The organism is Neorhizobium sp. SHOUNA12A (assembly GCF_023006505.1).
Taxonomy (GTDB): domain Bacteria; phylum Pseudomonadota; class Alphaproteobacteria; order Rhizobiales; family Rhizobiaceae; genus Neorhizobium.
In genome coordinates, this window is sequence record NZ_JALBGV010000015.1 from 1 (window position 1) to 23,764 (window position 23,764).

The 23,764-nt window shown below is 59.6% G+C and carries 24 protein-coding genes; all 24 read left to right on the forward strand.

Translation table 11 applies throughout. The features are described 5' to 3' along the window. The coding region (locus MOV63_RS09480; RefSeq protein ID WP_258719151.1) for a flagellin at positions 1-604 on the forward strand (604 nt) is incomplete at its 5' end. Between the two features lie 247 nt (positions 605-851). Next, on the forward strand, positions 852-2,120 hold the full coding sequence (locus tag MOV63_RS32770; RefSeq protein ID WP_038539771.1) for a flagellin: 1,269 nt from the start codon (positions 852-854) through the stop codon (positions 2,118-2,120). 331 nt (positions 2,121-2,451) lie between these two features. Next, positions 2,452-3,741, forward strand: a complete 1,290-nt coding sequence (locus MOV63_RS09495; RefSeq protein ID WP_038539774.1) for a flagellin — start codon at positions 2,452-2,454, stop codon at positions 3,739-3,741. Between the two features lie 268 nt (positions 3,742-4,009). Further along, positions 4,010-4,651 carry a hypothetical protein gene (locus tag MOV63_RS09500; RefSeq protein WP_038539777.1) on the forward strand — a complete coding sequence of 214 codons (642 nt, stop codon included), beginning with the start codon at positions 4,010-4,012 and terminating at the stop codon, positions 4,649-4,651. After that, positions 4,648-5,970: a MotB family protein gene (locus MOV63_RS09505; protein WP_247033453.1), complete on the forward strand. Its 1,323-nt coding sequence runs from the start codon at positions 4,648-4,650 to the stop codon at positions 5,968-5,970. The genes MOV63_RS09500 and MOV63_RS09505 overlap by 4 nt, the downstream gene beginning before the upstream one ends. 2 nt (positions 5,971-5,972) lie before the next feature. After that, entirely contained in the window at positions 5,973-7,244 is a 1,272-nt protein-coding gene (gene motC, locus MOV63_RS09510; protein WP_247033455.1) for a chemotaxis protein MotC, read from the forward strand. Then, complete coding sequence (locus MOV63_RS09515) at positions 7,241-8,707, forward strand: flagellar hook-length control protein FliK (protein WP_247033457.1); 1,467 nt, start codon at positions 7,241-7,243, stop codon at positions 8,705-8,707. Before motC ends, MOV63_RS09515 begins: the two co-directional genes overlap by 4 nt. A gap of 88 nt (positions 8,708-8,795) precedes the next feature. Next, positions 8,796-9,353 carry a transglycosylase SLT domain-containing protein gene (locus tag MOV63_RS09520; RefSeq protein WP_038548716.1) on the forward strand — a complete coding sequence of 186 codons (558 nt, stop codon included), beginning with the start codon at positions 8,796-8,798 and terminating at the stop codon, positions 9,351-9,353. A gap of 280 nt (positions 9,354-9,633) precedes the next feature. Then, on the forward strand, positions 9,634-10,305 hold the full coding sequence (gene rem / locus MOV63_RS09525) for a transcriptional activator Rem (protein ID WP_038539784.1): 672 nt from the start codon (positions 9,634-9,636) through the stop codon (positions 10,303-10,305). Between the two features lie 106 nt (positions 10,306-10,411). Further along, positions 10,412-11,734 carry a flagellar hook protein FlgE gene (locus tag MOV63_RS09530; protein ID WP_247033459.1) on the forward strand — a complete coding sequence of 441 codons (1,323 nt, stop codon included), beginning with the start codon at positions 10,412-10,414 and terminating at the stop codon, positions 11,732-11,734. Between the two features lie 45 nt (positions 11,735-11,779). Then, the gene (flgK, locus tag MOV63_RS09535; protein WP_247033461.1) at positions 11,780-13,249 is read left to right on the forward strand and encodes a flagellar hook-associated protein FlgK; all 1,470 of its coding nucleotides are present in this window, start codon (positions 11,780-11,782) and stop codon (positions 13,247-13,249) included. Between the two features lie 2 nt (positions 13,250-13,251). Beyond that, complete coding sequence (locus MOV63_RS09540) at positions 13,252-14,355, forward strand: flagellar hook-associated family protein (RefSeq protein WP_247033462.1); 1,104 nt, start codon at positions 13,252-13,254, stop codon at positions 14,353-14,355. Between the two features lie 35 nt (positions 14,356-14,390). Beyond that, positions 14,391-14,738 carry a flagellar biosynthesis regulator FlaF gene (gene flaF, locus MOV63_RS09545; RefSeq protein ID WP_038539795.1) on the forward strand — a complete coding sequence of 116 codons (348 nt, stop codon included), beginning with the start codon at positions 14,391-14,393 and terminating at the stop codon, positions 14,736-14,738. Beyond that, positions 14,735-15,184, forward strand: a complete 450-nt coding sequence (flbT, locus tag MOV63_RS09550; protein ID WP_038539798.1) for a flagellar biosynthesis repressor FlbT — start codon at positions 14,735-14,737, stop codon at positions 15,182-15,184. The genes flaF and flbT overlap by 4 nt, the downstream gene beginning before the upstream one ends. Beyond that, positions 15,175-15,606, forward strand: a complete 432-nt coding sequence (flgD, locus tag MOV63_RS09555; protein WP_038539801.1) for a flagellar hook assembly protein FlgD — start codon at positions 15,175-15,177, stop codon at positions 15,604-15,606. The genes flbT and flgD overlap by 10 nt, the downstream gene beginning before the upstream one ends. Positions 15,607-15,661: 55 nt before the next feature. Then, entirely contained in the window at positions 15,662-15,928 is a 267-nt protein-coding gene (gene fliQ, locus MOV63_RS09560; RefSeq protein ID WP_038539804.1) for a flagellar biosynthesis protein FliQ, read from the forward strand. A gap of 122 nt (positions 15,929-16,050) precedes the next feature. Continuing rightward, positions 16,051-18,138, forward strand: coding sequence for a flagellar biosynthesis protein FlhA (flhA, locus tag MOV63_RS09565; protein ID WP_038539807.1), 2,088 nt, complete (start codon positions 16,051-16,053; stop codon positions 18,136-18,138). Positions 18,139-18,166: 28 nt separating this feature from the next. Beyond that, positions 18,167-18,919: a flagellar biosynthetic protein FliR gene (gene fliR, locus MOV63_RS09570; protein ID WP_038539809.1), complete on the forward strand. Its 753-nt coding sequence runs from the start codon at positions 18,167-18,169 to the stop codon at positions 18,917-18,919. Between the two features lie 9 nt (positions 18,920-18,928). Beyond that, complete coding sequence (locus MOV63_RS09575; protein WP_247033463.1) at positions 18,929-19,330, forward strand: hypothetical protein; 402 nt, start codon at positions 18,929-18,931, stop codon at positions 19,328-19,330. 158 nt (positions 19,331-19,488) lie between these two features. After that, a complete protein-coding gene (locus MOV63_RS09580; RefSeq protein ID WP_247033464.1) occupies positions 19,489-20,040 on the forward strand; it encodes a rod-binding protein in 552 nt (183 codons plus the stop codon). A gap of 25 nt (positions 20,041-20,065) precedes the next feature. After that, positions 20,066-20,431 carry a hypothetical protein gene (locus MOV63_RS09585; RefSeq protein WP_038539815.1) on the forward strand — a complete coding sequence of 122 codons (366 nt, stop codon included), beginning with the start codon at positions 20,066-20,068 and terminating at the stop codon, positions 20,429-20,431. Further along, the gene (locus tag MOV63_RS09590) at positions 20,431-20,976 is read left to right on the forward strand and encodes a hypothetical protein (protein WP_038539817.1); all 546 of its coding nucleotides are present in this window, start codon (positions 20,431-20,433) and stop codon (positions 20,974-20,976) included. Before MOV63_RS09585 ends, MOV63_RS09590 begins: the two co-directional genes overlap by 1 nt. 188 nt (positions 20,977-21,164) lie before the next feature. Beyond that, positions 21,165-21,809, forward strand: a complete 645-nt coding sequence (locus tag MOV63_RS09595) for a hypothetical protein (protein WP_247033465.1) — start codon at positions 21,165-21,167, stop codon at positions 21,807-21,809. 62 nt (positions 21,810-21,871) lie between these two features. Beyond that, positions 21,872-23,674 carry a hypothetical protein gene (locus tag MOV63_RS09600; protein ID WP_247033466.1) on the forward strand — a complete coding sequence of 601 codons (1,803 nt, stop codon included), beginning with the start codon at positions 21,872-21,874 and terminating at the stop codon, positions 23,672-23,674. The last annotated feature ends 90 nt before the right edge of the window (positions 23,675-23,764 follow it).

Below are 23,764 nucleotides of genomic sequence, written 5' to 3' on the forward strand. Positions count from 1 at the left end.
CAAGATCAACACGTCTTCCTACTACGCAACCAACGCTGTCTGGAAGGACATCGGCGGCGGCGTCTTCATGAAGGGCGATACCAACGGCGTCTATTCGTCGGGTTCCAACGGTACCTACCTGATCAAGGTCGGCGGTGCTTACATCGATGCCGTCTACACCACCAAGGGTTACGACTTCTCGGCTGGTGCGACTGCTACCGGCGGCATCAAGTACGGAACTGACGTCTCGGTTTCCGACCTCGACATCACCAAGCTCAAGGATTATCGCGACTCCAGCGGCGTCAGCTACCTTGGTCTCGGTACGAAGGCGACTGACGAAGACCTCATGGCCGCGCTGACCTCGTTCGTCGACGGTCAGCTGGAATCGATGGCGAGTGCGGCTGCCAAGCTCGGGGCTGTTTCGAAGCGCCTCGAGATGCAGACGGACTTCGTCTCGAAGCTGACGGACTCGATCGACAAGGGTGTCGGCCGACTGGTGGATGCCGACATGAACGAAGAGTCGACCAGGCTCAAGGCACTGCAGACCCAGCAGCAGCTGGCGATCCAGTCGCTTTCGATCGCCAACTCCGACTCGCAGAACATCCTGTCGCTCTTCCGTCAGTAAGACGCGCAGATATCGCATCAAGGAGCCGCGCCCTTCCCAGGCGCGGCTTTTTTTATGCCCCGGTAGTTTTTGTTAACTTTCGTAAATACCGTTTAACCTTTGTTAACCATTTCCACCTTAACTGAGCTCATCGAAACGATGGGTTAACCAAGACGAAGAAGAGGTTAACAGGCATCAGGCCAAGCCAACGTTCACCGGTGTGATCCCGGAAATGTCCCTTCCATCTAGCCAATCAAGGGGCAATCAAATGACCAGCATTCTTACCAATGTAGCAGCCATGGCTGCACTCCAGACTCTGCGCAATCTCGATGGTCAGATGCAGACCACCCAGAGCCGGGTTTCCTCCGGCCTGCGCGTCGGTACCGCGTCCGACAACGCTGCCTACTGGTCGATCGCGACCACCATGCGTTCCGACAACGGTGCGCTTTCCGCTGTGCAGGACGCACTCGGTCTCGGCGCTGCCAAGGTCGATACGGCCTATTCCGCAATGGAAAGCGTTGTCGACGTCGTCAAGGAAATCAAGAACAAGCTCGTTACCGCCTCTGAAGCAGGCGTCGACAAGTCGAAGATCCAGGCAGAAATCTCGCAGCTCCAGGATCAGCTGAAAAGCATCACATCCTCCGCCTCGTTCTCCGGTGAAAACTGGCTGCAGGCAGAAGTCGGTGGCGCCACGAACGCCACTACAGGCCTCATTTATGCGGCCAACCCGGTCGTCAAGCAGGTTGTCAGCTCGTTCATCCGTGATCCGGACGGCAATGTTGCGGTCAAATCGGTGGATGTCGTCCTGAACGAAACGAATGTTCTGTTCGACTTGAGCGGCGGCCATGCCGGTCTGCTCGACGGCAATTCCTACAGCGGCTTCCGCTCGATCAACTACGACGACGGCACGACCAATCACAAGGAATACTTCGGCAAGATCAATACAGCCGCGATATACGCAACGGACGCGATCTGGAAGGATGTTGGCGGCGGCGTCTACATGAAGGGCGATACCAACGGCGTCTATACCTCGGGTTCCAGCGGCACCTACCTCATCAAGATCGGTGGCGCCTATATCGATGCCATCTACACCACCAAGGGCTACGACTACTCGGCCGGTGCGACCGCAACGGGCGGTATCAAATACGCCGCCAACGTTTCGATCTCCGAACTGAATATCACCAAGCTGGACGATTACCGCAATTCCAACGGTGTCAGTTACCTCGGCATGGGGACCAAGGCCACCGACGCGGACCTCATGGGGGCCCTCAACTCCTTCGTCGACGGCCAGCTCGAAGCGCTTATCAGCGCTACCGCAAAACTCGGGTCGATCTCCAAGCGTATTGATATGCAGTCCGACTTCGTCTCCAAGCTGACCGACTCCATCGACAAGGGTATCGGCCGATTGGTGGATGCGGACATGAGCGAAGAGTCGACCAAGCTCAAGGCACTGCAGACCCAGCAGCAACTGGCGATCCAGTCTCTTTCGATCGCCAACAGCAGTTCCGAGAATATTCTGTCGCTGTTCCGTCAGTAAGCGGCGCTCTAGGCTAGGAGCGGTTCGTCCCGCTCTGACGTGGCAGCAAATATTCCGGAAAATGAAGACCGCGTCTCGAAAGGGACGCGGTTTTTCCGCATTTTGGCCCGTGGCTTGCGCGAAACCTGCACGGTTGTCGGATACCGCCGTTAAGACTTCATTAACATCTTGCCAATCCACAATTGCCTTTGCTAACTGTCGACTTAACGATTTGTTAAGAACGACAGACCGCCCGCATTCTGTGATGCTGAGTGGCGGTACGCATGATGCCTCTCGTCGTTTCCGGTGAAAATACCCCGGATTTCCAGAATATTTGACCGAGGCACGGCCTATGACCAGTATCCTGACCAATCCCGCCGCTATGGCTGCCCTGCAGACGCTGCGCTCGATCGACCGCAGTATGGAAGTGACCCAGGCGCGGGTTTCCTCGGGCATGCGTGTCCAGACGGCAGCCGACAATGCCGCCTATTGGTCGATCGCAACGACGATGCGGTCGGACAATCACGCGCTTTCGACGATCCAGGACGCGCTTGGTCTCGGGGCCGCCAAGGTCGATACGGCCTACACGGCGATGGAAAGTGCGATCGACACCGTCGTCGAAATCAAGTCCAAGATCGTTGCTGCCTATGGCGTCGGCGCCAATCGCGGCAAGATCCAGGAAGAAATCGCCCAGCTCCAGGAACAGCTGAAGAGCATCTCGGACTCAGCGACCTTCTCCGGGGAGAACTGGCTTCAGGATTATATCAGCGACGGCGGGACCAACGCCCAGGAACGGCCGGTCATCAAACAGGTCGTCGCTTCGTTCACCCGCACCGCTTCCGGCGATGTCGCGGTCAAGACCGTCGATTATACGCTCGATTCCAAGACCGTCCTTTTCGACCTCAATGGCGGCAATCTCGGGATCTTGGATTCGTCCGTCAAGTTCGTTGCCGAGAGCGAGACGCCCGTCGACATTGCCACGAGCAACGGCACGATGGGCGCGACCAACGCATCCTACGCCGTCTCGTTCCTGACGGAAAGCCAGCTGACGGCACTCGGTGCCGACACGAATACAATCGATACGAGCATCTATGCCGTCGGCGGTAATTTCTATCTGAAGGTCGCCGAAGGCAAATGGGCACAAGTGACGACGACCGATCCGGCGACGGCGCCCGCGGTAACCACGCCGGCGCATGATGACGGCACGACAAAATATTACTTCGTCGTCACTGCCGCGAACAATCTCAACAATCGAAAACTTGGGATGTCCGTCACTAATCTCGACATCAACAAGCTGAATGATCTCGTGGTGAAGATGAACACGATGGTCCCTGGCTCGGCGCCGAACACGGATGCCGTGCTCGATATGATGGAGCGGTTCCTCGACAAACAGCTTTTGGCCATGACCAGTGCTGCTTCGAGCCTTGGTTCGATCCAGAAGCGCATCGATTTGCAGGAGAGCTTTGTGGCCTCGCTGACGGACGTGATCGACAAGGGTGTCGGCCGGTTGGTCGATGCGGACATGAACGAAGAGTCGACCCGTCTGAAGGCGCTCCAGACCCAGCAGCAACTCGGCATTCAGTCGCTTCAGATCGCCAACAGCAACGCCGAAAACATCCTGCAGTTGTTCCGGCAGGGGTAAGATTGAGCGGCGCCGGTCACTCCGTCGCCCGATAATACTCGGCCGGACCTGTCCGCGAGGTTCGAGGCGATACGGCATCTTCATCCTCGCGCAAGTTTAACTTCCTACCGTTCCGTTAAAGTCCGGCGAAGTGTCTTGTGTCGCCGAGGACAGATGAATGGCAACCTTGTCGGGATGATACGATGATTGCAGCGGTGACGATTTGCGCTTTCGGGAGGCTCATGACGAGCCCCGCACGAAAGGCGACGGCAGGGCGGGGGGGCTCACGATGAGTGCTTCGATCGCCCGCTATCTGAAGGATTTCAGCGAGCCGCAGACCCTGCCTTTATCCCTGTCGGCCGATGGTTTCGGCGATGGTCTCGAAGACGATCTGGCATTTCCCGCCATGGTCGAAGAACCAATCGATATCGAAGCCGAGCGCACCGAGGCTTATGCGAAGGGTCACGAGGCAGCGTCGGAGGAACTTCAACAGCGTTTTGACGAAGAGCGGCAAGCGCTTTTGGCCGCGCATGCGCAGGAAATCGCAGCGCTGCACGAAAAATATGAAACCGAAGTGGCTACGACGATCTCGATGGGCCTTCAGGACATTGCCGGACTGACGGCGCAGGCCGTCAGTGATCAGACGGCACGGATACTGTCGCCCCTCCTCGACGAAGCGCTCGTCGCCAAGGCGATCTCCGACATGGCCGACATCATCCGCAGCGCCATGCTCGAGGGCGACGTCGGCACATTGACGGTTCGCGGTCCGGTGCATCTGTTCGAAAAACTGAAAACTGCGCTTGGAGCGCCCACCCAACTCCTGCGCCATATCGAAGCGCCTGACCTCGATATTGCGGTCGACATCGGCGAAACCGCCCTTGTGACCCGCATGTCTGCGTGGTTGGCGGGTCTGAAGAAGGTATTGGGATGAGCGAAGGCGAAAACCATCACCACGGCAAGAACGAGGTCGTCATCGTCAAGCGACATGGCGGCGCACACGACGAAGGCGTCCATGGTGGCGCCTGGAAGATCGCCTATGCCGACTTCATGACTGCGATGATGGCGTTTTTCCTCGTCATGTGGCTGGTCAACGCCGCCAACGAGGAGACGAAGGCCTCGATGGCGAGCTATTTCAACCCGATCAAGCTTTCCGACGAGACCCCGGCCTCGAAGGGATTGGAAAAGCCGGTCGATGCGGCCGAGGGTCAGGAGAAGGGCGAGAAGTCGAAGGTCAAGGCGGAGGGTGACGTTCAGGGCTCCGCGGCAGCGACCGGCGAGGACATGACCTCGACGTCCGGCGACGAACCCAATTATTCCGAAGCGGATTTCTTCGAAAATCCCTATTCCGTTCTTGCCGAAATTGCCCAGCAGGTTGGCCAGCAGGCCAATGTCAGCGCCAAGGGCGAGGGCGGCGCCAGTGACTCAGGCCCCGCGACCGGTGCCGACGGCGGTCAGGCCTATCGCGATCCGTTCGATCCGGACTTTTGGACCAAACAGATGCAGGTGACCCGCGCCGACGGACCTGAAAAAGCCGTCAAGACCACGGCGAGCGACGATCCATTGGCCCAGATGGGGCAGGCGCCGCAATATCAGCAGGCCCCGCAGTCCACGGAAGCCAAGACACAGCTGCAACAGACCCAGATGGCCGTCGCCATCCCGACTCCGCGCCCGGATCCGACCCAGCTGGACAAGCCTCAGACGCCGTCGGGCGCCGAGGCCGTGAAACCGGCCAATCTCAAGGGCCAGAAGCCGGAGGATGGCGCGAAGGCGGAACAAGTGGCCGAGCTGAAGGCTGCCGACGAGCTGAAGAAGGAAATCCAGCAGAAGCTTTCCGGCATTGCCGGCAAGCTGGCGGAAGGTCTCGTCGTAACGCCTGCAGAAGGCGGTCTGCTCGTCTCGATTTCGGACCAGACCGACGACCCGATGTTTAATATCGGTTCGGCCGTACCGCGTCGCGAAATGGTGCTGGCAATGGAGAAGATCGGCCAGATCCTCAAGGACCGCAAGGGCAGTATCGTCCTGCGCGGACACACCGACGGCCGTCAGTTCAAGGGCACCGAGAACGACAACTGGCGTCTTTCCATGTCCCGCGCTCACAGCGCCTACTACATGCTGGTGCATGGCGGCCTGGCGGAGGATCGTATCAAGCAGGTTTCCGGCTTCGCGGACAGGCGCCTGCAGGTCCCGGCGGATCCGCTCGCCGCTGGCAATCGGCGTATCGAAATCCTGATCGGGTCGGACGAGGGATAGTGATGGCTGTGGGCATAAAGTCCTTAGTTGCGGCTGGCCTCGTGCTCGGGGTCGCGCTCGCGCCTGCGGCATCGGCTCAGGATCGTGCGGACCTTGCGCCCTATGCGATGCTCAGGTCCCTGCAGTTCGTGCAGGATTCCGTTGTGCTCGGCGACCATTCGGCCGCCGAAATGCAACGCTTCATGCTGGAAACGATCGATCAGCGCCTGCGGACTGCCGATCCGTCGGTCTTCGAGGATCCGCGCAATGTCGACGCTGCGTTGGTCTATGCCATGAGCGGCGGCAATCCCGCGACGCTCGAATATCTCGCCTCGCGCGACGTTGCAGGCAATTTCGACAATCGCGTTGCCGATGGGCTGAGAAAGTATCTCGGCGGCCGCGGGACGCTGATCGAAAAGAGCCTGAGCGAAATGGCCAAGGAATATCGCGACGAGAAGATCGGCCCCTACCTTTCGCTCGTCAGCGGAAACGTGATGGTCGCCAAGGATCCGAAGGGCGCTCTGGTCTTTTATGACTGGGCGCGCTTGACCGCGCCGGGCACGATCATCGAGGAAGCCGCTTTGCGCCGATCGGTCGCGATCACCGTCGATGCCAACATGGTGGCACAGGCGCTCTCCTATTCACGCAAATACGCGCGGCGTTTCATCCATTCGCCCTATGCCAGCCAATTCGCCGATTTCTTCGTGCAGCTGGTCGTCGGCCACTTCGGTGAGATCACGCAGGACGATATCGACGGAGCGGTGGAATTCATGGACGCCGACCGGCGTCGTGAGATTTTCCTGCGCATCGCTCGCTCGGCGGCAATCGCCGGCAAGAACGATCTTGCGCGCCTCGCCTCCGCAAAGGCCGAAACACTCGCCAAAAGTCCGACGCCCGAGGCGCTCGCGAAGCTTTACGGCGGATTTGCCAATATCCCTACCAAGGACATCGGGCAGGCCATCCAGGCGATAGCCGACATTCCCGAGGAAACTCTTTCGCCGCGTGACCGCGCATTGAGGCAGGCGGCAAAAACAGTGGCAGAGCAGGTCGTTAGCCGGCCCGTCGCCGACAGCCTCGCACAAGATAAAGCTATCAAACTGACTAATACAGAAGACGCGAAATCTCCAGTCGCGTTGCCCAGGAATGAGATCGCTGGGCCTGCCTCCGCCACGGAACGTCCGATGGCCGGCACCGCTGCCAAATTCGATCCGGCCTTCCAGACATTCGTCGATAGCGGTCGTTCGAAATTGAGTGCTATCGACGCAATGCTGAAGGAGGAGAACGCTTCCAAATGATTACAGACATTCTTGGTGGTGGTAAGACTGGCGCGGCCGATGCGGCTTCGTCCACGAAGCAGGGTGTTGCCGGTCGCAAAGGCGCCGATGGTTCCTCTGGGTTCTCCGACGCTCTTTCCGGTTTTGACCGCGATGCATCTGCGAACAATAAGGACGTACCGGAGGAGGGCGCTCGCGCGTCTTCTGCGGAAGAGCGCATGGCCGGCGACGTGAAGCACGGCAAGCCAAAGCCGATCATCGACATCAAACCGGAATCACTCCGTCGCCCGATCGAGGAGACGGAAGAAACCGCAGGCGCTCTGAAGCAGGCCGCTGCGAACGAGCCCAAGGAAAAGCAGGTGACCCCTGCCGAGAAAAAGCTTCGCGAGGCCCTGGAGGCCGCGAAAGCCGTCGCGCGGAAGTCGGACGAGGTTCAGGGCAAGCGCGCCGCCAGATCCGAAAAGGCTGCGGCGACGGAGACGGGCGGCAGCGAAGATCTCGACCTCTCCATGCTGGTCGCAGACGATGCCAAGATTACCGACATGCTCTCGCTTTTGACGAGCGGCGAAACGAGCGTCGGCGAGATCAGCGCGATGATATCGAAGAATGCGCCCGGGCAGCAGCCGAACAGGCGGGCAAAAGGTCAGGACGGTAGCGGGCACGAAGGCGATGCTCTTGCCGTCAAGGATGCCAAGCACGCCGGCGTGCGGAGTGAGGCGGACGGTGATCCGCTTTCGACGCCGCTGGATACCGACACGAGCGCTCCCGGCACCCGTGTCTTCCGTTTCAGCAATGCACGTGGCGACCAGCATGTCGATATGACTGTCGGTGGTCGAGGCGAGCGCGGCGCCATGGAGCCCAGAGTGCCGTCGAACGGGGTCGCGGAAAACGTTACCGTGCTCGACGCGCGCCGGTTCCTCGGGCTCGCAGCGAATTCGAACGGCGCCAATCTCACGGCGATGTTGTCGGGTGACCCGGAATGGGCCGGCGCCATGAGCCCCAGTTCGGCTCTTTCGAATGCCGCTGCGCAAAGCAGCACTGGCACTGTCGTGAATACTCTGAAGCTGCAGATGAACCCGCACGATCTCGGCGCGGTGACGGCCATGCTGCGGCTTCACGGCGAGGAGCTGAATGTTCATCTCACCGTCGAGACGCGGGCGGCCTACAGGCAGCTCAGCGAGGACAGCGGCGGTATTCTCGATGCGCTGCGTGCGCAGGGCTTTGCCGTCGACCAGGTGACCATCAGCATCGCGCCGACGGCAGATTCCGACGGTACCAGCAGCCAGCAGGGGCAACCCGGCCAGACGGGCCAGCAGGCCATGGCCGAAGGTGGGCGCCAAGGCCAGGCTGCCGGTCGTGGCCAGCAGCAGAATGGGGAGCGCCAGGCCGCCGATCAGGGGACGAGGAATGCAAATGACGCGGCATCGGACAATGTGGCGGGGACCGCTCCTGGCGGCGCTCGTCCTGGTCAGCTCTACCTTTGACGTCGACGCCGGGTCGCTCTTCAGTTCTGGAGGTTGGGGAACGCAGCAGGGCGCAGCTGCGCCCGCCGCACCTCCGAGCCGAGCTGCCATCACGCGCCGCGCGCCCGTCAGAACGCCGGCTAGCAGCGCGCCAGCCACAGGTTCATCTGTCAATTCCGGCGTCTGCGAACGGGAAATACAGGCAGCCGCGGCAAAATACGGCGTACCGGAAGGTATTCTCTATTCGGTCGGTCTAACCGAGACCGGCCGCAAGGGCAGCCTCAGCGCCTATGCCATGAATGTCGAGGGAAAGGCCTTTTTTCCACCCTCGCAGCAGGCGGCGATGACGACCTTTTACGACGCCAAGCGGCAGGGCATGAAGCTCATCGACATCGGCTGCATGCAGATCAACCACTACTTCCACGGCGAAAATTTTTCGTCCCCGGAAGAGATGTTCGACCCGAAACGCAATGTTGAATACGCGGCAAAGTTCCTCCGGAACCTGCACGACAAACACGAAACTTGGACGATGGCGGTGGCGCGATACCACGCCGGACCGAATAACAATCCCGCTCAGAAGCAATATGTCTGCCGGGTGATCAGCAATCTCGTCGCCACAGGCTACGGAGAGTGGACCTCCAACGCTTCCCGGTTCTGCGCCAGCTAAGCAATCTGTAGTTGAATCGTTAAAATAAAGAATCGCAAAATTGCAGCGGTTTGCATTTATGGCAAAAATGGCCATGCAAGCCTTCTTTTACGATGCGTTAATTTTTCCACCGGAAACTTGTGTTCAAAATCGGTACACCCACTACATCTAGTGCAAATCGCAGTGCGGTTATTAATCAACTATTAATTTGTTTGGTTAACTTCACACAGCTTGTCTCGGATTCCGCCGATTCGTACCCATAGACATATTGAAGCACCACAAGTGATTCGGAGGCGGACGAATGATCGTAGTGGTTGATGAGCGTGAGCTCGTGAAAGACGGATACACATCTCTTTTTGGACGCGAAGGAATTCCGTCCCAGGGGTTCGATCCAAAAGAATTCGGCGAATGGGTAAGCACGGCGGCTGATTCGGACATCGCCGCGGTCGAAGCCTTCCTGATCGGTCAGGGCGAGCGGACGCTCGAACTGCCGCGGGCTATCCGGGACCGGTCCATGGCACCGGTGATCGCAGTCAGCGATCAGCCCTCCCTGGAGGCGACCCTTGCCTTCTTCGACAGCGGCGTGGACGACGTGGTGCGCAAGCCCATCCATCCCCGCGAGATCCTGGCGCGTGCCGCGGCGATCCGTCGTCGGCTGAAGGCAATCTCGAATTTCACCGACATCGGTTCGATCCGGGTGTTTTCCGACGGTCGCGATCCGGAAATTGACGGCGATGTCTTCGCCCTGCCGCGCCGCGAGCGCCGCATCCTCGAATACCTGGTCTCCAACCGCGGTCGTCGCGTTTCCAAGACTCAGATCTTCAACGCCATCTACGGCATCTTCGACGAAGAAGTCGAAGAGAACGTCGTCGAAAGCCACATCAGCAAGCTGCGCAAGAAGCTGCGCAAGAAGCTCGGCTTCGATCCGGTCGATTCCAAGCGTTTCCTTGGTTATTGCATCGACTGGAGCTGATTTTCCAAAAGGGCCTTGCCGCATATTTTCGGCGGGAACCGTAAGCAGACAGCTTCACGCAAGGCCCGCCACTTACTCTCTCCATCAGACAAAAAGGAGATTTCCTATGAGTATTTTCGGCACGATGAAAACGGCCGTCTCGGGCATGAACGCTCAGGCAAACCGTCTCGGTACTGTTGGCGATAACATCGCGAATTCGAGCACCGTCGGTTACAAGCGTTCTTCCACGGCGTTCTCAACGCTGGTCCTGCCCTCGACTCAGGGTTCGTATTCTTCCGGCGGTGTCGAAACCAACGTTCGCTACAGCATCGCAGACCAAGGTGGCATCCAGTACACCACCTCCTCGACCGATCTTGCCATCCAGGGCGAAGGCTTCTTCATCGTCAGCGATCCGAACGGTACTCCTTACCTGACCCGCGCCGGTGCCTTCGTGAAGGATGCGACGGGCTTCCTCAAGAACACTGCCGGCTTCAACCTGATGGGTTATCCCTACGGCTCGAACCCGCCGGCAGCCGTCGTCAACGGCTTCAACGGTCTCGAAGAAATCAACATCAACGACTTCGGGATGGTCTCTTCGCCGTCCAGCACGGGCAGCTTCCCTGCCAACCTGGACAAGGGAGCGGCCGTTGTGCCTGCCGGCACTCGTCCGAGCGACAACGTCGCAGGCAGTGTCATCACCAACAAGAGCTCGCTGACGGCCTACGACCATGCCGGTAGCAAAGTGCTCTACGACTTCTACTACACCAAGACCGGCATTAGCCCGGATACCTGGGAAGTTTCGGTCTATCGCCAGGATCAGTCCACCAACGGTGGCTTTCCCTACGTAGGGGTTCCGGCTGCCAACCTAGTGAAGCAGACCGCAAACTTGGTATTCGATCCGAACACAAACAAGTTGCAGGCAGGCACCTATGCGGCCGGCCCGCCGGCGACGGGTTCCGACAAGTCCATCAAGTTCACTGACAAGACCGACGGAGCGACCCCGTCGCAACAGATCACCATCGACCTCTCGGATATGACGCAGTTCGCAGCCGCTTTCACGCCGGGCAAGGGTATCATTGACGGCAATGCGCCGAGCCCGATCACCGATGTCGAAATCGGCGGCGACGGTCTGGTCACGGCGGTCTACCAGGATGGTGGCCGTCGCCCTATCTACCAGGTCGCGCTCGCAACAGTTCCGAGCATCGACAAGCTGCTTCCGCAGAATGGCAACGTCTTCCTGCCGACCAATGACTCGGGCGTCGTCACCATCGGCTTCCCGCAATCCGGCGCCTTCGGCCAAGTCTATTCCGGCGCGCTTGAAAGCTCCAACGTCGATATCGCCAGCGAGCTCACTGAAATGATCGAATCGCAGCGCGTCTACACCGCGAATTCAAAGGTCTTCCAGACCGGTTCGGACCTGATGGACGTTCTGATCAATCTGAAGAGATAATCGGACCGACGATCGAGAGAATAAGTCTCAAGAGGTTAGTAAAAAATGTCGCTCGCATCAGCATTGTCTACGGCACAATCGATCTTCACCAACTCCGGCACGCAGTCGGCAGTATCGGCGAAGAACATCGCTAATGCACAGAACCCTGATTACAGCCGCCGATCCGCGATGGTCGTGACCGGCGGCAACGGGGCCATGATCGGCGACATTACACGGTCCCAGAACGAGCCGCTCCTGCGCCAGACGATCGCAAGCTCGTCGATCGCAAGCGGCCAGCGGACGGTGCTGGACGGCCTCCAGGAGATCAAGAACCTGATGGGGGGGAACGACAACGAGCTCTCCCCCGCCAAGCTCATCGCGGCATTCCGCAACAACCTCGATGCCTTCGCCGGAAAGGCGAACGATACCGGCATCGGCATCTCCTTCATTTCGAGCGCGCGGGACGTGGCGGCCGGCCTCAATATCGCTTCCGATAAGCTTCAGCAGATCCGCAAGGACGCGGACGATCAGATCAAGCAGAACGTCATCGATCTGAACGCGCTGCTTGCGAAATTCGAGACCGTCAACAACCAGGTCAAGAACGCGGTCTCCAGCGGCGCCGACCCGAACGACTCTCTCGACGAGCGCGATGGCCTCGTCAAGAAGATCTCGGAAATCGTCGGCGTCACGTCTTATACGCGCGGCGGCAACGACATGGTGCTCTACACCACGGACGGCACGACGCTGTTCGAGGCGGTACCGCGCAAGGTGACATTCCAGCAGACAGCCGCTTTCGACGCATCGACCTCCGGCAACGGTGTTTATATCGACGGCGTGGCGCTCAAGCCCGGAGATTCGGGCAACACCACCGCCAAGGGCTCCATTCAGGCCCATATGCAGATCCGCGACAAGATCGCACCGACCTTCCAGAGCCAGCTCGACGAAATCGCCCGCGGTCTGATCACCTCGTTTGCGGAAACCGGGCCGACCGGCGCTTTGACGCCGACGACGGGTCTCTTCACATACAAGGATGGCGCCGGCGTCCAGCAGACGGCCATTCCCGCTGCCGGCACGATCGTTCCGGGCCTCGCCTCCAAGATCTTCGTCAATCCGGTGGTCGTCCCCCCGGCAGGCACGCCCGACAAGGTGCGCGACGGTGGCATCAACGGCGCGACCTATATCGTAAACACGGGTGGCAGCAGTTACGGGGACCTCCTCGACAAGTACAACCAAAACCTGACCAGCCCGATGGCCTTCGATACGGACACGGAAATCGCCGATGCGCCGGACGTCCTCTCTTTTGCCGCGGACTCCATGGGCTGGCTCGAGCAGCTTCGCAGCACGGCGACCGCCGCAGACGAGACGAAGACGGCCATGCTGTCGCGCAGTCTTGAAGCATTTTCCAGCAATACGGGTGTCAGCCTCGACGAAGAACTGTCGCTGCTTCTCGATATCGAGCAGTCCTACAAGGCGGGGGCCAAGCTCATGTCGACGGTCGACGATATGATGAAAGCCCTCTTGGATATTGCGAGCTGATCATGAAGACCTCTTTCATTTCCACATTGTCGATCCAGACCACGATGCGAAACTCCATCTCGAACGTTCAGCGCGAGATGGTGAAGGCGAACCAGGAGGCGGTGAGCCAGAAACACGCCGATCTCGGCGTCGCCCTCGGAGCCAATACGTCGCGCGCTCTCGATCTTTCCCGCGACATCAGCCGCACCGACTCGCTTCTGACAACCGCAGCACTCGCGACACAGCGTCTCCAAACCGCTGAGCTTTCGCTCAAGAGCATGAACGAACAGGGCTTGAAGATTCAGAGCGCGATCCTGACGCTTGGAAGCTCGGCCGACGAAACAAGCCTGGCGACGGCGCGCATGGCGATGTCCGACGCGCTCGATGCATTCACGAACTTTGCCAATACCGCGGTCCAGGGCGAGTATATCTTCTCCGGCATCAATTCCGACGTGAAGCCGATGGAGGATTATTTCGCACCCGGATCGCCGGCCAAGGCCGCCGTCGCCGCCGAGCTCACGCAATATCTTTCCGCTAATGCGATTCCGAGCAAGGAGCAGATGACGAAGGCCCAGATGGACGGCTTTCTAGATAATCTGCAAGCCAAGTTCGACGGCTCCGCGCCGTTGACAAGCCCGCCCCATCCGGCGGCCGTCGCCGGCCAGGACTTCTGGAAGACCTTCTTCTCGGATGCCAGCGACGAAAACATGAAGAGCCGCATCAGCCCGACAGAGGTGGTCGAAAGCTCGACCAATGCCAACAGTCAGGGCATGCGCAATTTTGCTTTCGCGTCGATCATCTCGATGGAATACCTGCAGACCGGGATGGACAAGGATGCCCGGGCCGCGGTCGCCAGCCGCACCACAAGCCTCATCAACAAGGCGATGAACAGCGACGGCAGCATCAACCAGCAGCGGACGTCGATCGGTATCTATACCGAACGCGTCTCCAAGGCTGAGGAAAGGTTGCAGGCGCAGAAAGATATTCTGACGACCAGTCTCGGATCGATGGAGAACGTCGATCCGGAGGAGGCCGCGACCCGTCTCAATACGATGAAGACGCTTCTCGAAACCGCATATACAGTAACGGCAAAGATACAGCAGTTGAGCCTGGCCAACTTCCTTTGATGAATAAAGGAAGGCTCGTGACGAAGGATACATGAATGTACCAATTTTCATATGCCGAGATCATGGAGGACGGCGTTGCCAACGCCAAGGATCGCGAGCGGCAGGCCCTGGATCGCTCTATCGAGCTTCTGATCGCCGCGCGCGATGAGAAAGCCTATACGCGCACCACGGTTGAGGCGTTGTTCTATACCCGGCGTGTCTGGATCCGTTTCGTCGAGGATCTGAAACATCCGGACAACGAGTTAGCCAACGAACTTCGAGCGGATCTGATCTCGATCGCAATCTGGATACTGAAGGAATGCGAGAAGATCAGAAACCGTGAATCGACCAACTTCCAGGGCATTATTGAAGTGACCACCATCATCAGGGATGGACTTAAATGAAAAGTACGCTTCGCATCTCTTTGAAATCCGGCGAGCGGATATTCATCAACGGCGCGGTTCTGCGCGTTGATCGCAAGGTCGCGCTGGAATTTCTCAATGACGTCACGTTCCTGCTGGAGAACCACGTTCTTCAGCCGGAAGATGCGACAACGCCGCTTCGGCAGCTCTATTTCATCGCCCAGATGATGCTCATCAATCCGGATGGCAAGGAACAGTCGAACGCGCTGTTCCGCAAGTCGGTCGCCATGCTGCTGACCTGCTTTACCGATGATGAGATGCTGGCCGAACTGAAGCGCATCGACGGTATGGTTGCATCGGGTCGCGCCTTCGACGCTCTGAAGGCGATCCGCGCGCTCTACTCCATCGAAGACCGTATCCTCAACAATCGGGAAATCGCGCCGGCGACAGTCGAGCGGATTCGCAAGGAGATCGCACCGTGGCGGTAGACTCGATCAATACCAAGAACCCCTACGCCGCCGGCGACGGCAAGGCGGCATCGTCCGACAAGTCGGCCGCAGGCCTGAACTACGACAACTTCCTGAAGCTGCTTATCGCGCAGATGAAGTATCAGGATCCGACCGATCCGATGGATGCGAGCCAGCAGATTTCCCAGCTCGCAACCTTCTCGCAAGTCGAGCAGTCGGTGAAGATGAACTCGAACCTGCAATCGCTGATCCAGGCGTCCTCGTTCTCGCAGGCTGCCGACATGATCGGCAAGACGATCACCAGCGCCGACGACAAGACCACCGGTGTCATCAAACAGGTGGAAATCTATTCCGACGGTCTGGTGGCGATCACCGAGAAGGGTGATAAGGTTCTCATCCAGCCGGGGATCGTTCTTTCGAATCAGCCTGCAGCGAGTAGCTAAGAGCGGGAATACCTCGGCATGACGCCGAAACTTTAAAGCAGACGGAGCCGGCGCAATGAATGAGGCCGATGCCCTTGATATCATGCAGGCGGCGATCTGGACGATCCTGATCGCCTCCGGTCCCGCGGTCCTTGTGGCGATGGTCGTGGGTGTCGTTATTGCATTTCTCCAGGCTCTGACGCAGATCCAGGAAATGACGCTGACGTTCGTGCCGAAAATCGTCGCCATCATGATCACGATCGGCATTACTGCGCCTTTTATCGGCGGCCAGATCAATCTTTTTGCTCATCTGGTATTTTCGCGGGTGCAATCGGGGTTCTGACCCGGTTGTGGCCTGCCTGATCTTTTTCGCTTACCCACCTTCGCGCAAGCTTCGCCCTTTAGGCAGGACATGAACTGGCAGGAGTACTTCCTGCCGCCATCTCATGAAGAGACGGGAAAGTCATGGCGCAACCACCTTCACTATCCATTCCGAAAGTAGCTCCGAGCGGTCGCGATCTCGGATTTGCGGGCGGCATCGTCGCCATCCTCTGCATCCTTTTCCTGCCGATCCCGCCGTTCCTGATCGACCTTGGCCTTGCCTTCTCGATCGCGTTCTCGGTGCTGATCCTGATGGTGGCGCTCTGGATCCAGAGGCCGCTGGACTTCTCGTCCTTCCCGACCATCCTGCTGATTGCCACCATGATACGGTTGTCGCTCAACATCGCGACGACGCGCGTGATCCTGTCGCACGGCAACGAGGGCCATGGCGCGGCCGGCAACGTGATCCAGGGCTTCGCGGGCCTCGTCATGTCCGGCGACTTCGTGATCGGTGTGATCGTCTTCATGATCCTCGTCACGGTGAACTTCATCGTCATCACCAAGGGTGCCACCCGTATCGCGGAAGTCGGCGCCCGCTTCACTCTCGATGCCATCCCCGGCAAACAGATGTCGATCGATGCGGACCTTTCGGCCGGCATCATCGACGAGAAGGAAGCGCAACGCCGCCGCTCCGAGCTCGAAGAAGAAAGCTCCTTCTTCGGGGCCATGGACGGTGCATCGAAATTCGTGCGCGGCGACGCGATCGCCGGTCTCATCATCACCGCCATCAACATCTTCGGCGGCATCATCATCGGTTACTTCCGCCACGGCATGCAGATCGGCGAAGCCGCCGATGTCTTCGTGAAGCTGTCCGTCGGTGACGGTATCGTCACGCAGATCCCGGCCCTTATCGTTTCGCTCGCCGCCGGCCTCCTGGTCACCCGCGGCGGCACCGCCGGCTCCACCGACAAGGCCGTCATCGACCAGCTGAGCGGCTATCCGCGCGCTCTTTCGATGTCGGCTGGTCTGATGGCTCTTCTGGCGATCATCCCTGGACTGCCGTTCCTGCCCTTTATGACACTCGGCGGCCTGATGGGTTTCGGCGCCTGGCTCGTTCCGCGCCGTATCGAGGCGGAGAACAAGGCGCGTCGCGAAGACGAAGAGCAGAAGGTCGTCCAGACCAAGGAAGCGGAAAAGGACTCGGTCAAATCGGTCCTCAAGACCTCCGAAATCGAGCTCGCTCTCGGCAAGCAGGTCTCCACCCGGTTGCTTGGTGCCCATCAGGAACTTGCCTTCCGTGTCGGCAAGATGCGCAAGAAGTTCGCGACGCAATACGGTTTCGTGGTCCCGGAAATCAAGGTTACCGACGACATCTCGATCCAGGAAAAGTCCTACCAGATCCGCATCCATGGCACGACGATCGCTTCGAACGCTCTGCGGGTCGGCGACGTCCTCGTGGTGACCGGATCCGGTCGCAAGCCGAGCATCCCGGGCGACGAGATCCGGGAACCCGCCTTCGGCATGCCGGCGGTGTCGATCCTCGAAACCTTTGCCGAAGACTTGAAGCGTGAGGGTTTCCATCCGATCGACAACGTCTCGGTCGTGCTGACCCACCTGTCGGAAGTCATCCGCAACAACCTTCCGCAGCTTCTGTCCTATAAGGACGTCAAGATCCTGATCGAGCGTCTCGATCCGGAGTACAAGAAGCTCGCCGACGAGATCTGCTCGTCGCATATGTCCTATTCCGGCCTGCAGGCGGTGCTGAAGCTTCTGCTTGCCGAGCGCGTGTCGATCCGCAACCTGCATCTCATCCTGGAAGCGGTGGCTGAGCTTGCTCCGCATGTCCGCAAGACGGAGCAGATCGTCGAACATGTGCGCGTGCGCATGTCGCAGCAGCTCTGCGGCGACCTGGCCGACAACGGCGTGCTGCGTGTGCTCCGTCTCGGCAACAAATGGGACATGCTGTTCCATCAGGCGCTGAAGCGGGACGGCAAGGGCGAAGTGGTCGAATTCGACATCGATCCGCGCACGCTCGAAGAGTTCAGCGAACAGGCGACCAAGGTCATCCGTGAATTCATGGACCGCGGCCTGCCTTTCGTGCTCGTCACCTCGCCGGAAACGCGCTCCTACGTCCGCATGATCATCGAGCGGCTGTTCGCAACCCTGCCCGTCCTTTCCCATGTAGAACTCGCCAAGGGTCTCGAAATCAAAATACTCGGCGCCATTTCGTGATAGGCTGTCCGCAAAGGACGATTCTCGCATGATTACCGACCCGCAGGGGACCATTCTCGCACTTTTCCTTGCGTTCTGCCGTATGGGGACGTGCGTGATGGTTCTCCCGGGGCTGGGAAGCGGTCGCGTTCCGGTGCAGGTGCGGTTGTTTGTGGCCGTCGCTCTGTCGATGGCCGTGCTGCCGGTTCTCTGGGATCAGATCTACCCGAAAGCGTCGGAGCCGACGGCCACCTATCTTGGCCTGATCTTCACCGAAGCCGCGATCGGCACCGTTTATGGATTGATCGCCCGGCTTTATACACTCGGCATGCAGTTTGCCGGCACGGTCCTGACCCTCTCGATCGGTTTCACGGCGCCTGGCGGCCACGACGTTTTCGAAGACTCGCAGGAAAACTCGCTGACTATCCTGCTGACGCTGAGCGGACTGCTCCTCCTGTTCATGATGGATTTCCATCACATCGTATTCCGCGCGCTGGTCGATTCTTACACGGCAACGCCGGTCGGTGCGGTGATCGATCCGCAGAAGATACTGATCACCCTGACGGATACCCTGAGGGCGTCGACCGTGATCATGCTGCGGCTGGCAAGCCCATTCCTGATCTTTGGCCTGATGTTCAACGTGGCAATCGGCCTCATCAACAAGATGGCGCCGCAGATCCCGATCTTCTTCATCTCGACGCCCTTCATATTGATGGGCGGGCTTTTCCTTCTCTATCTGTCGATCGCCGCCTTCATTCGCCAGTATGCGGATGGCTTCGCGCCGATCTTCAGGTCCTTCTAGGAGGCGCCAATGGCAGGCCCAGTCAAGCGGTCGGACAAGCTCAAGCGTCTCGTTGCGGTCCAGCGGCATCTCGAGACGATGGCCGAACACGAGCTTGCGGCCACCACTCGCTATCGCGCGGAGGTCAATCAGTCGATGGAGGAAGTCATAGATGCGATCGGCTCGATGAACCCGGTCCATCGACAGTTCTCGCAGCATTATTCAGAGCGGTTCGGTCGCCTGACGACGAAGGAACGCCAGCTTGCCGGCGTTCAGCAGATCCAGGAAATGAAGGTTCTCAAGGAGCGCACCAAGGCAGACCGCCTGGAAGAGAACATGAAGGACGCTCGTGATCATGAAGACCGCGAAGCCGCGGACGACTCGATCTATGAGCTCATCGATATCACGCTCGCCCTCGATCAGGTCAAATAGACTCGCCAGCCTCCAGCAAGCTTCGAACGTCATAGTCTCGTCATTGCACTGATTGCCGGCTCGAATCGAGATCGGCGGGATCACGTGCCATTTCAAACTGTTGCTGCGCTCGGGCACCTTTGGGGATGCAGTCCGCGGCAGTCATGAAGGGAGCTGACGTGGCGATTTCACCTCCGAGCGATCTGGTCATGGACGTCGTCCGCGCTGCGGACCCGACTGCCGTTCAGGAAGCGCAGGCCAAGCTGAAGGCGAATAAGGCGGCCTTTGCCGCGACCAGCCTTGCCGAAGTCGGCAAGGGTTTTGGTGCTGCCATGAAATTCATCGATACACCCGGCACGACGGCGGGTCTCGGCAATCCGGAGGCGCCGAACAAGGTTGCCGAAATGCCGGAGGAATATCGCAAGTTCGAAGCCTCGGTGCTTTCGACCTTCGTGAATTCCATGCTCCCGAAGGAGACCGAGGACGTTTACGGCAAGGGCTCTGCCGGGGAATTCTGGAAGAGCATGATGGCTGAGAAGATTGCCGACGAGATGTCGAAAAAGGGCGGCGTCGGTATTGCCGAGCAGATGTATTCGCAGGCGGTCGCCCGTGCGGAACGTCAGGCCACGGTCAATCCGACCACCAATGAAACTGATCGTAGCCGCGCAATAAGCATGATCACCGATTTCGAGCGGCAGGTTCTCGGCGTCGGCAAGAAGAGTGAGGCCTGATATGCATCAGACTGGGGCAGAAAATATGGAAGTCGTTTCGAATGATTATCGCATCAAGACCGTGCTTGGCCGGTTGGAGCTGATAATCGACAACGAAAATCAGCGGATCGGCCGCGATCCGGAATTCGACCTGAAAGTGTCGAACGCGCACAAAAGCCGCTGCCTATACGAATTGACCATGCTGTTCCGCGGCACCGACCCGAAGCAGCTCGCCACCGGCCATATCGATCAGATGCACGGATTGAAGAGCAAGCTGGCCCTCAATGCCCGCCGGGTCGAGGCGCATCTCCACGCCGTCCGCGCCGTCGCGGATCTTCTGAAGAACGCTGCCCGTGACGCGGACGACGACGGTACCTACACCCAAGAACAGTTCACCTACGGCGAGGCCTGATGGTCAAGCTCCTTCTCACCGGTCTATGGGTCTGCATCGTCACGCTTGCGGCGGTGTATTTCTCCGTGCAGATGTCCGCAGCGCCGGCGCCGGTCGATGAAGCGGCCAGGCGCAAGGAGCTTCAGACGCTGGTGCGCGGGGAATCCATCACCATTCCGATGATCGCGGACGGCGCGATCACCGGTTATTTCCTGGGCCGCGTCTCGTTCATGATGGACAAGGAAAAGATCAAGAACACCAAGCTCCCGATCACCGAACTGACGACCGACGAGCTTTTCACGCTGCTGATCGGCAACCAGATGGTCGATCTCAGCAAGCCCGGCGCTTTCAATATCGAGAAGTTCCGCACGGCCATCAAGGATGACTTCAACAAGAAGCTCGGCGACGGGCTGGTGGCAGAGGTCCTGGTCGAGCAGCTCGACTATCTCTCGAAGGAAGACATCCGCAACAATGCCTCGCGCGGCAACAAGAACCCGAACCCGGGCAAGAAGATTGTCGAGGGTGTGAAGATCGACGATCCGAAAGCCGCGCCCGCGGGTCACTGACGCGCACCGAGGCATCGCGGCGGCGGTCACGATAGAGCATAACGGCCGGCCGCGATGGTCGGCCTTTTTGTTGTGAAGCCCCGAAAATACGGGCATCGCTTGCATTTTACCGATCGATTTAAAGGCGATTTCAGAGCGCGCTGTTAGACCTTGGGGAGAATTGGTCTTGCCCCATGGGGAGCGCATCGATGAACGCATCCGGAGACTTCCTGGCATCCGCGTCACCCCGGACCCTGTTCGGTTTGCGTGTCTGCGATCTCGGGTGGAACGCCACGCTCGGCCTCGTGGAAAGCCTGATCGCCTTGCGCGGCAACCGCTCCACCCTCGGCTTCCTGGATGAACGGACTACTCTCCGCCAGATGGTCGATCCTGCCTACCGCAGTCAGCTGGGCCGCAGGGTGCTTCTGCCGGGCGGCGGCCGTGCTTTCAGCCTCCTCACCAAGGCGCGGCATGAGAAGCCCGCACCGGTGCGTTTTTCGGCCACGACCTTCGTGCCAGCCCTGCTGAGCTTCATGGAAAAGAGCCACTGCATCGGCATAGCCGGCGAGGATACGGGACGTGTCGAAGCGCTCCGCGAGCATTTCGCCCGCCATGCGCCCTGGCATGACATGGCGGTGGTCGCGCTGGACCCGGAGATCTCGCAGCGCTTCGATCTCGTCCTCGTCGATGCGGCAAGCCTTGCTCAGGAACGGCGGATCGAGCGCCGGCTCGCTTCGGTCCGCACCGGATTGGTGGTCATGGCCGGGGCCGGACTGTCCACCTTCATTGAAGGCAAACCTGTGCGTGTGGTGCCAAAGGCGGATGTTCCTTCGCCGCAACCGTCTTTCGCCTGACAAGTTAACCCTTTCTTTGCCATGAAATTTTAGACTGCCTTAATCAGAGGGCTGCCTGCGGGATGTCGGCAGCACCAGATCAGCGCGGTCATCCCATGTATCAGTCGGCGAAAATCGAAGACGACCGAAACCCCAAACCGGCAGCATCGCTCGCCGGCGCCGGTTCCGTGTCGACCGGATTGCGATCCGCCGTCCTCAAGGTCGGCGCCCTCACGCTGATCGGCGTCTTCTTGCCGCTGCTGTTCATTGATACGTTTCCGCATAAATTCAACGTTGAAACCAGGCTGAAGATCGAAACGGCGAGCGAGGCGGCGGTCAATACAGCTGCCGCCTCATTGCGCTCGAAGGCCAGCCTCGACAATGTCATCCGTGCCCTGAACCTTGGCCGCGACAGTGAATTCTCTGCCGACCGTCCGAGTGTCGTCAGGATCGTGTCCGATATCGTATCCGGCGAGACGATGACGGTATCGGAGGCTGAAAACAGGTTACGCGCGCGACTTTCCCAGGCGATTGCCACGAGCTACGACCGCCGCACCGGGCGGCTTGTGATTTCCGTTACGGCGGAAGAGCCGGGCGAGGCGGCGCGCATCGCGAACATGCTCGGCAACACTTTCCACGACGAGATCGCCTTCTCCGGCACAGCGTCGTCCGCGCCGGTGGCGGAGAAGCTGCGCCAGACGCTCGAGCATGCAGAAGCAGCCCTTGCCGGTTTCATCGCCGAAACGGATGCGCAGAAGCTTGCCGAACTGCGCCGGACCGAGGACAACGGGCAGCAGCTTGTCGCAGAGATAAACGAGGCGACGGCGCAGCTGGGCGACCTGAGACAAAAGGCGGCACAGGCCTCCGCCATGAAGCTCTCGGACGTGCTGAACAAGCCTCTGCCGGACAGTCTCGAATATACCGGCCTCGATTATCAGCGACAGCGGCATGTCGAGGCAAAGCTTGCCGTCGACCAGCTTTCGAGTGATCTCGGCCCGCGCCACCCGCGGCTTGCCGCGGCTCAGGCAGCTCTGGCGGATGTCAAAAACGACATTCAGGACGCGCTGAAACAGCTTGGCGCCTCGCTTCGCCAGCAGGAGGCGGCAGCCGCCAGACATTTGGCCGATCTAAAGGCGAAGCAGGTAAAGAAGCCTGACGACAAGGAAATTACCGAATCCGCGGCGCGGCTGACGGCGCTCGAGGCTGCGGTCGACGAGGCACGGCGGAATTATCTCGACGCGCTTCACGGCACCGAGACGAAGGCATCAACGGCCAAGGTGACCGTGCTGGTTCCGGCTGAGGCAGCAGCGGCGGCAGCCCTTGGCCCCTCATTGGCAGAGGTTTCGGGCATCGGTGCGCTGATCGGTTTCTCCCTCGGCATCGGGCTCGCCTTCATGACCCGGGGCAGGAGCTTCTCCACGCCTTCGGCAATCTCGACGGAGGAACTGGATCTCACCGACGAGCCCGCGCTGATGATCGATCGGCACCTGCTGGCGGAGCATCTGGACGAGCAGGACTTTTTTTCCGAGGAAGACGACCCGGCCAACGATCAGCCTGGCTACGATTGGCCAGCTTATGAGCCGCAGCGGCCCTGGCGCCCGCGCCATCCGGCGCCGGCCAATGACAGCCCGCTTGCTGATCATATCCGCGGGATGCTGATGGCCAATCGTCGCCCCGCAGCGGAGGCTGAGCTTCCGCCGCTGGTTGCGGCCGTCATGGCCGGCCGTCTTGCCGATGCCCCGTCCTATGGCGCAGCCCATCGTCCGGCTCCCTCGCCGGAAGAGGTCCGCAAGGCCGAAGAACTTCGCGAGCTTCGCCGCGACATGGCGGAATTGCGCGAACGAGTGCAGGTCTATTCTGCGCGCCGGAATACCTCCCGGGGATAAGACCTGCGACATCGAATCCGCTTGCATTTGCTGTCTGCGACCAGCATAGGGCGTTGGCGGGCAAATTCAGAACATGCTCCATGTATACAT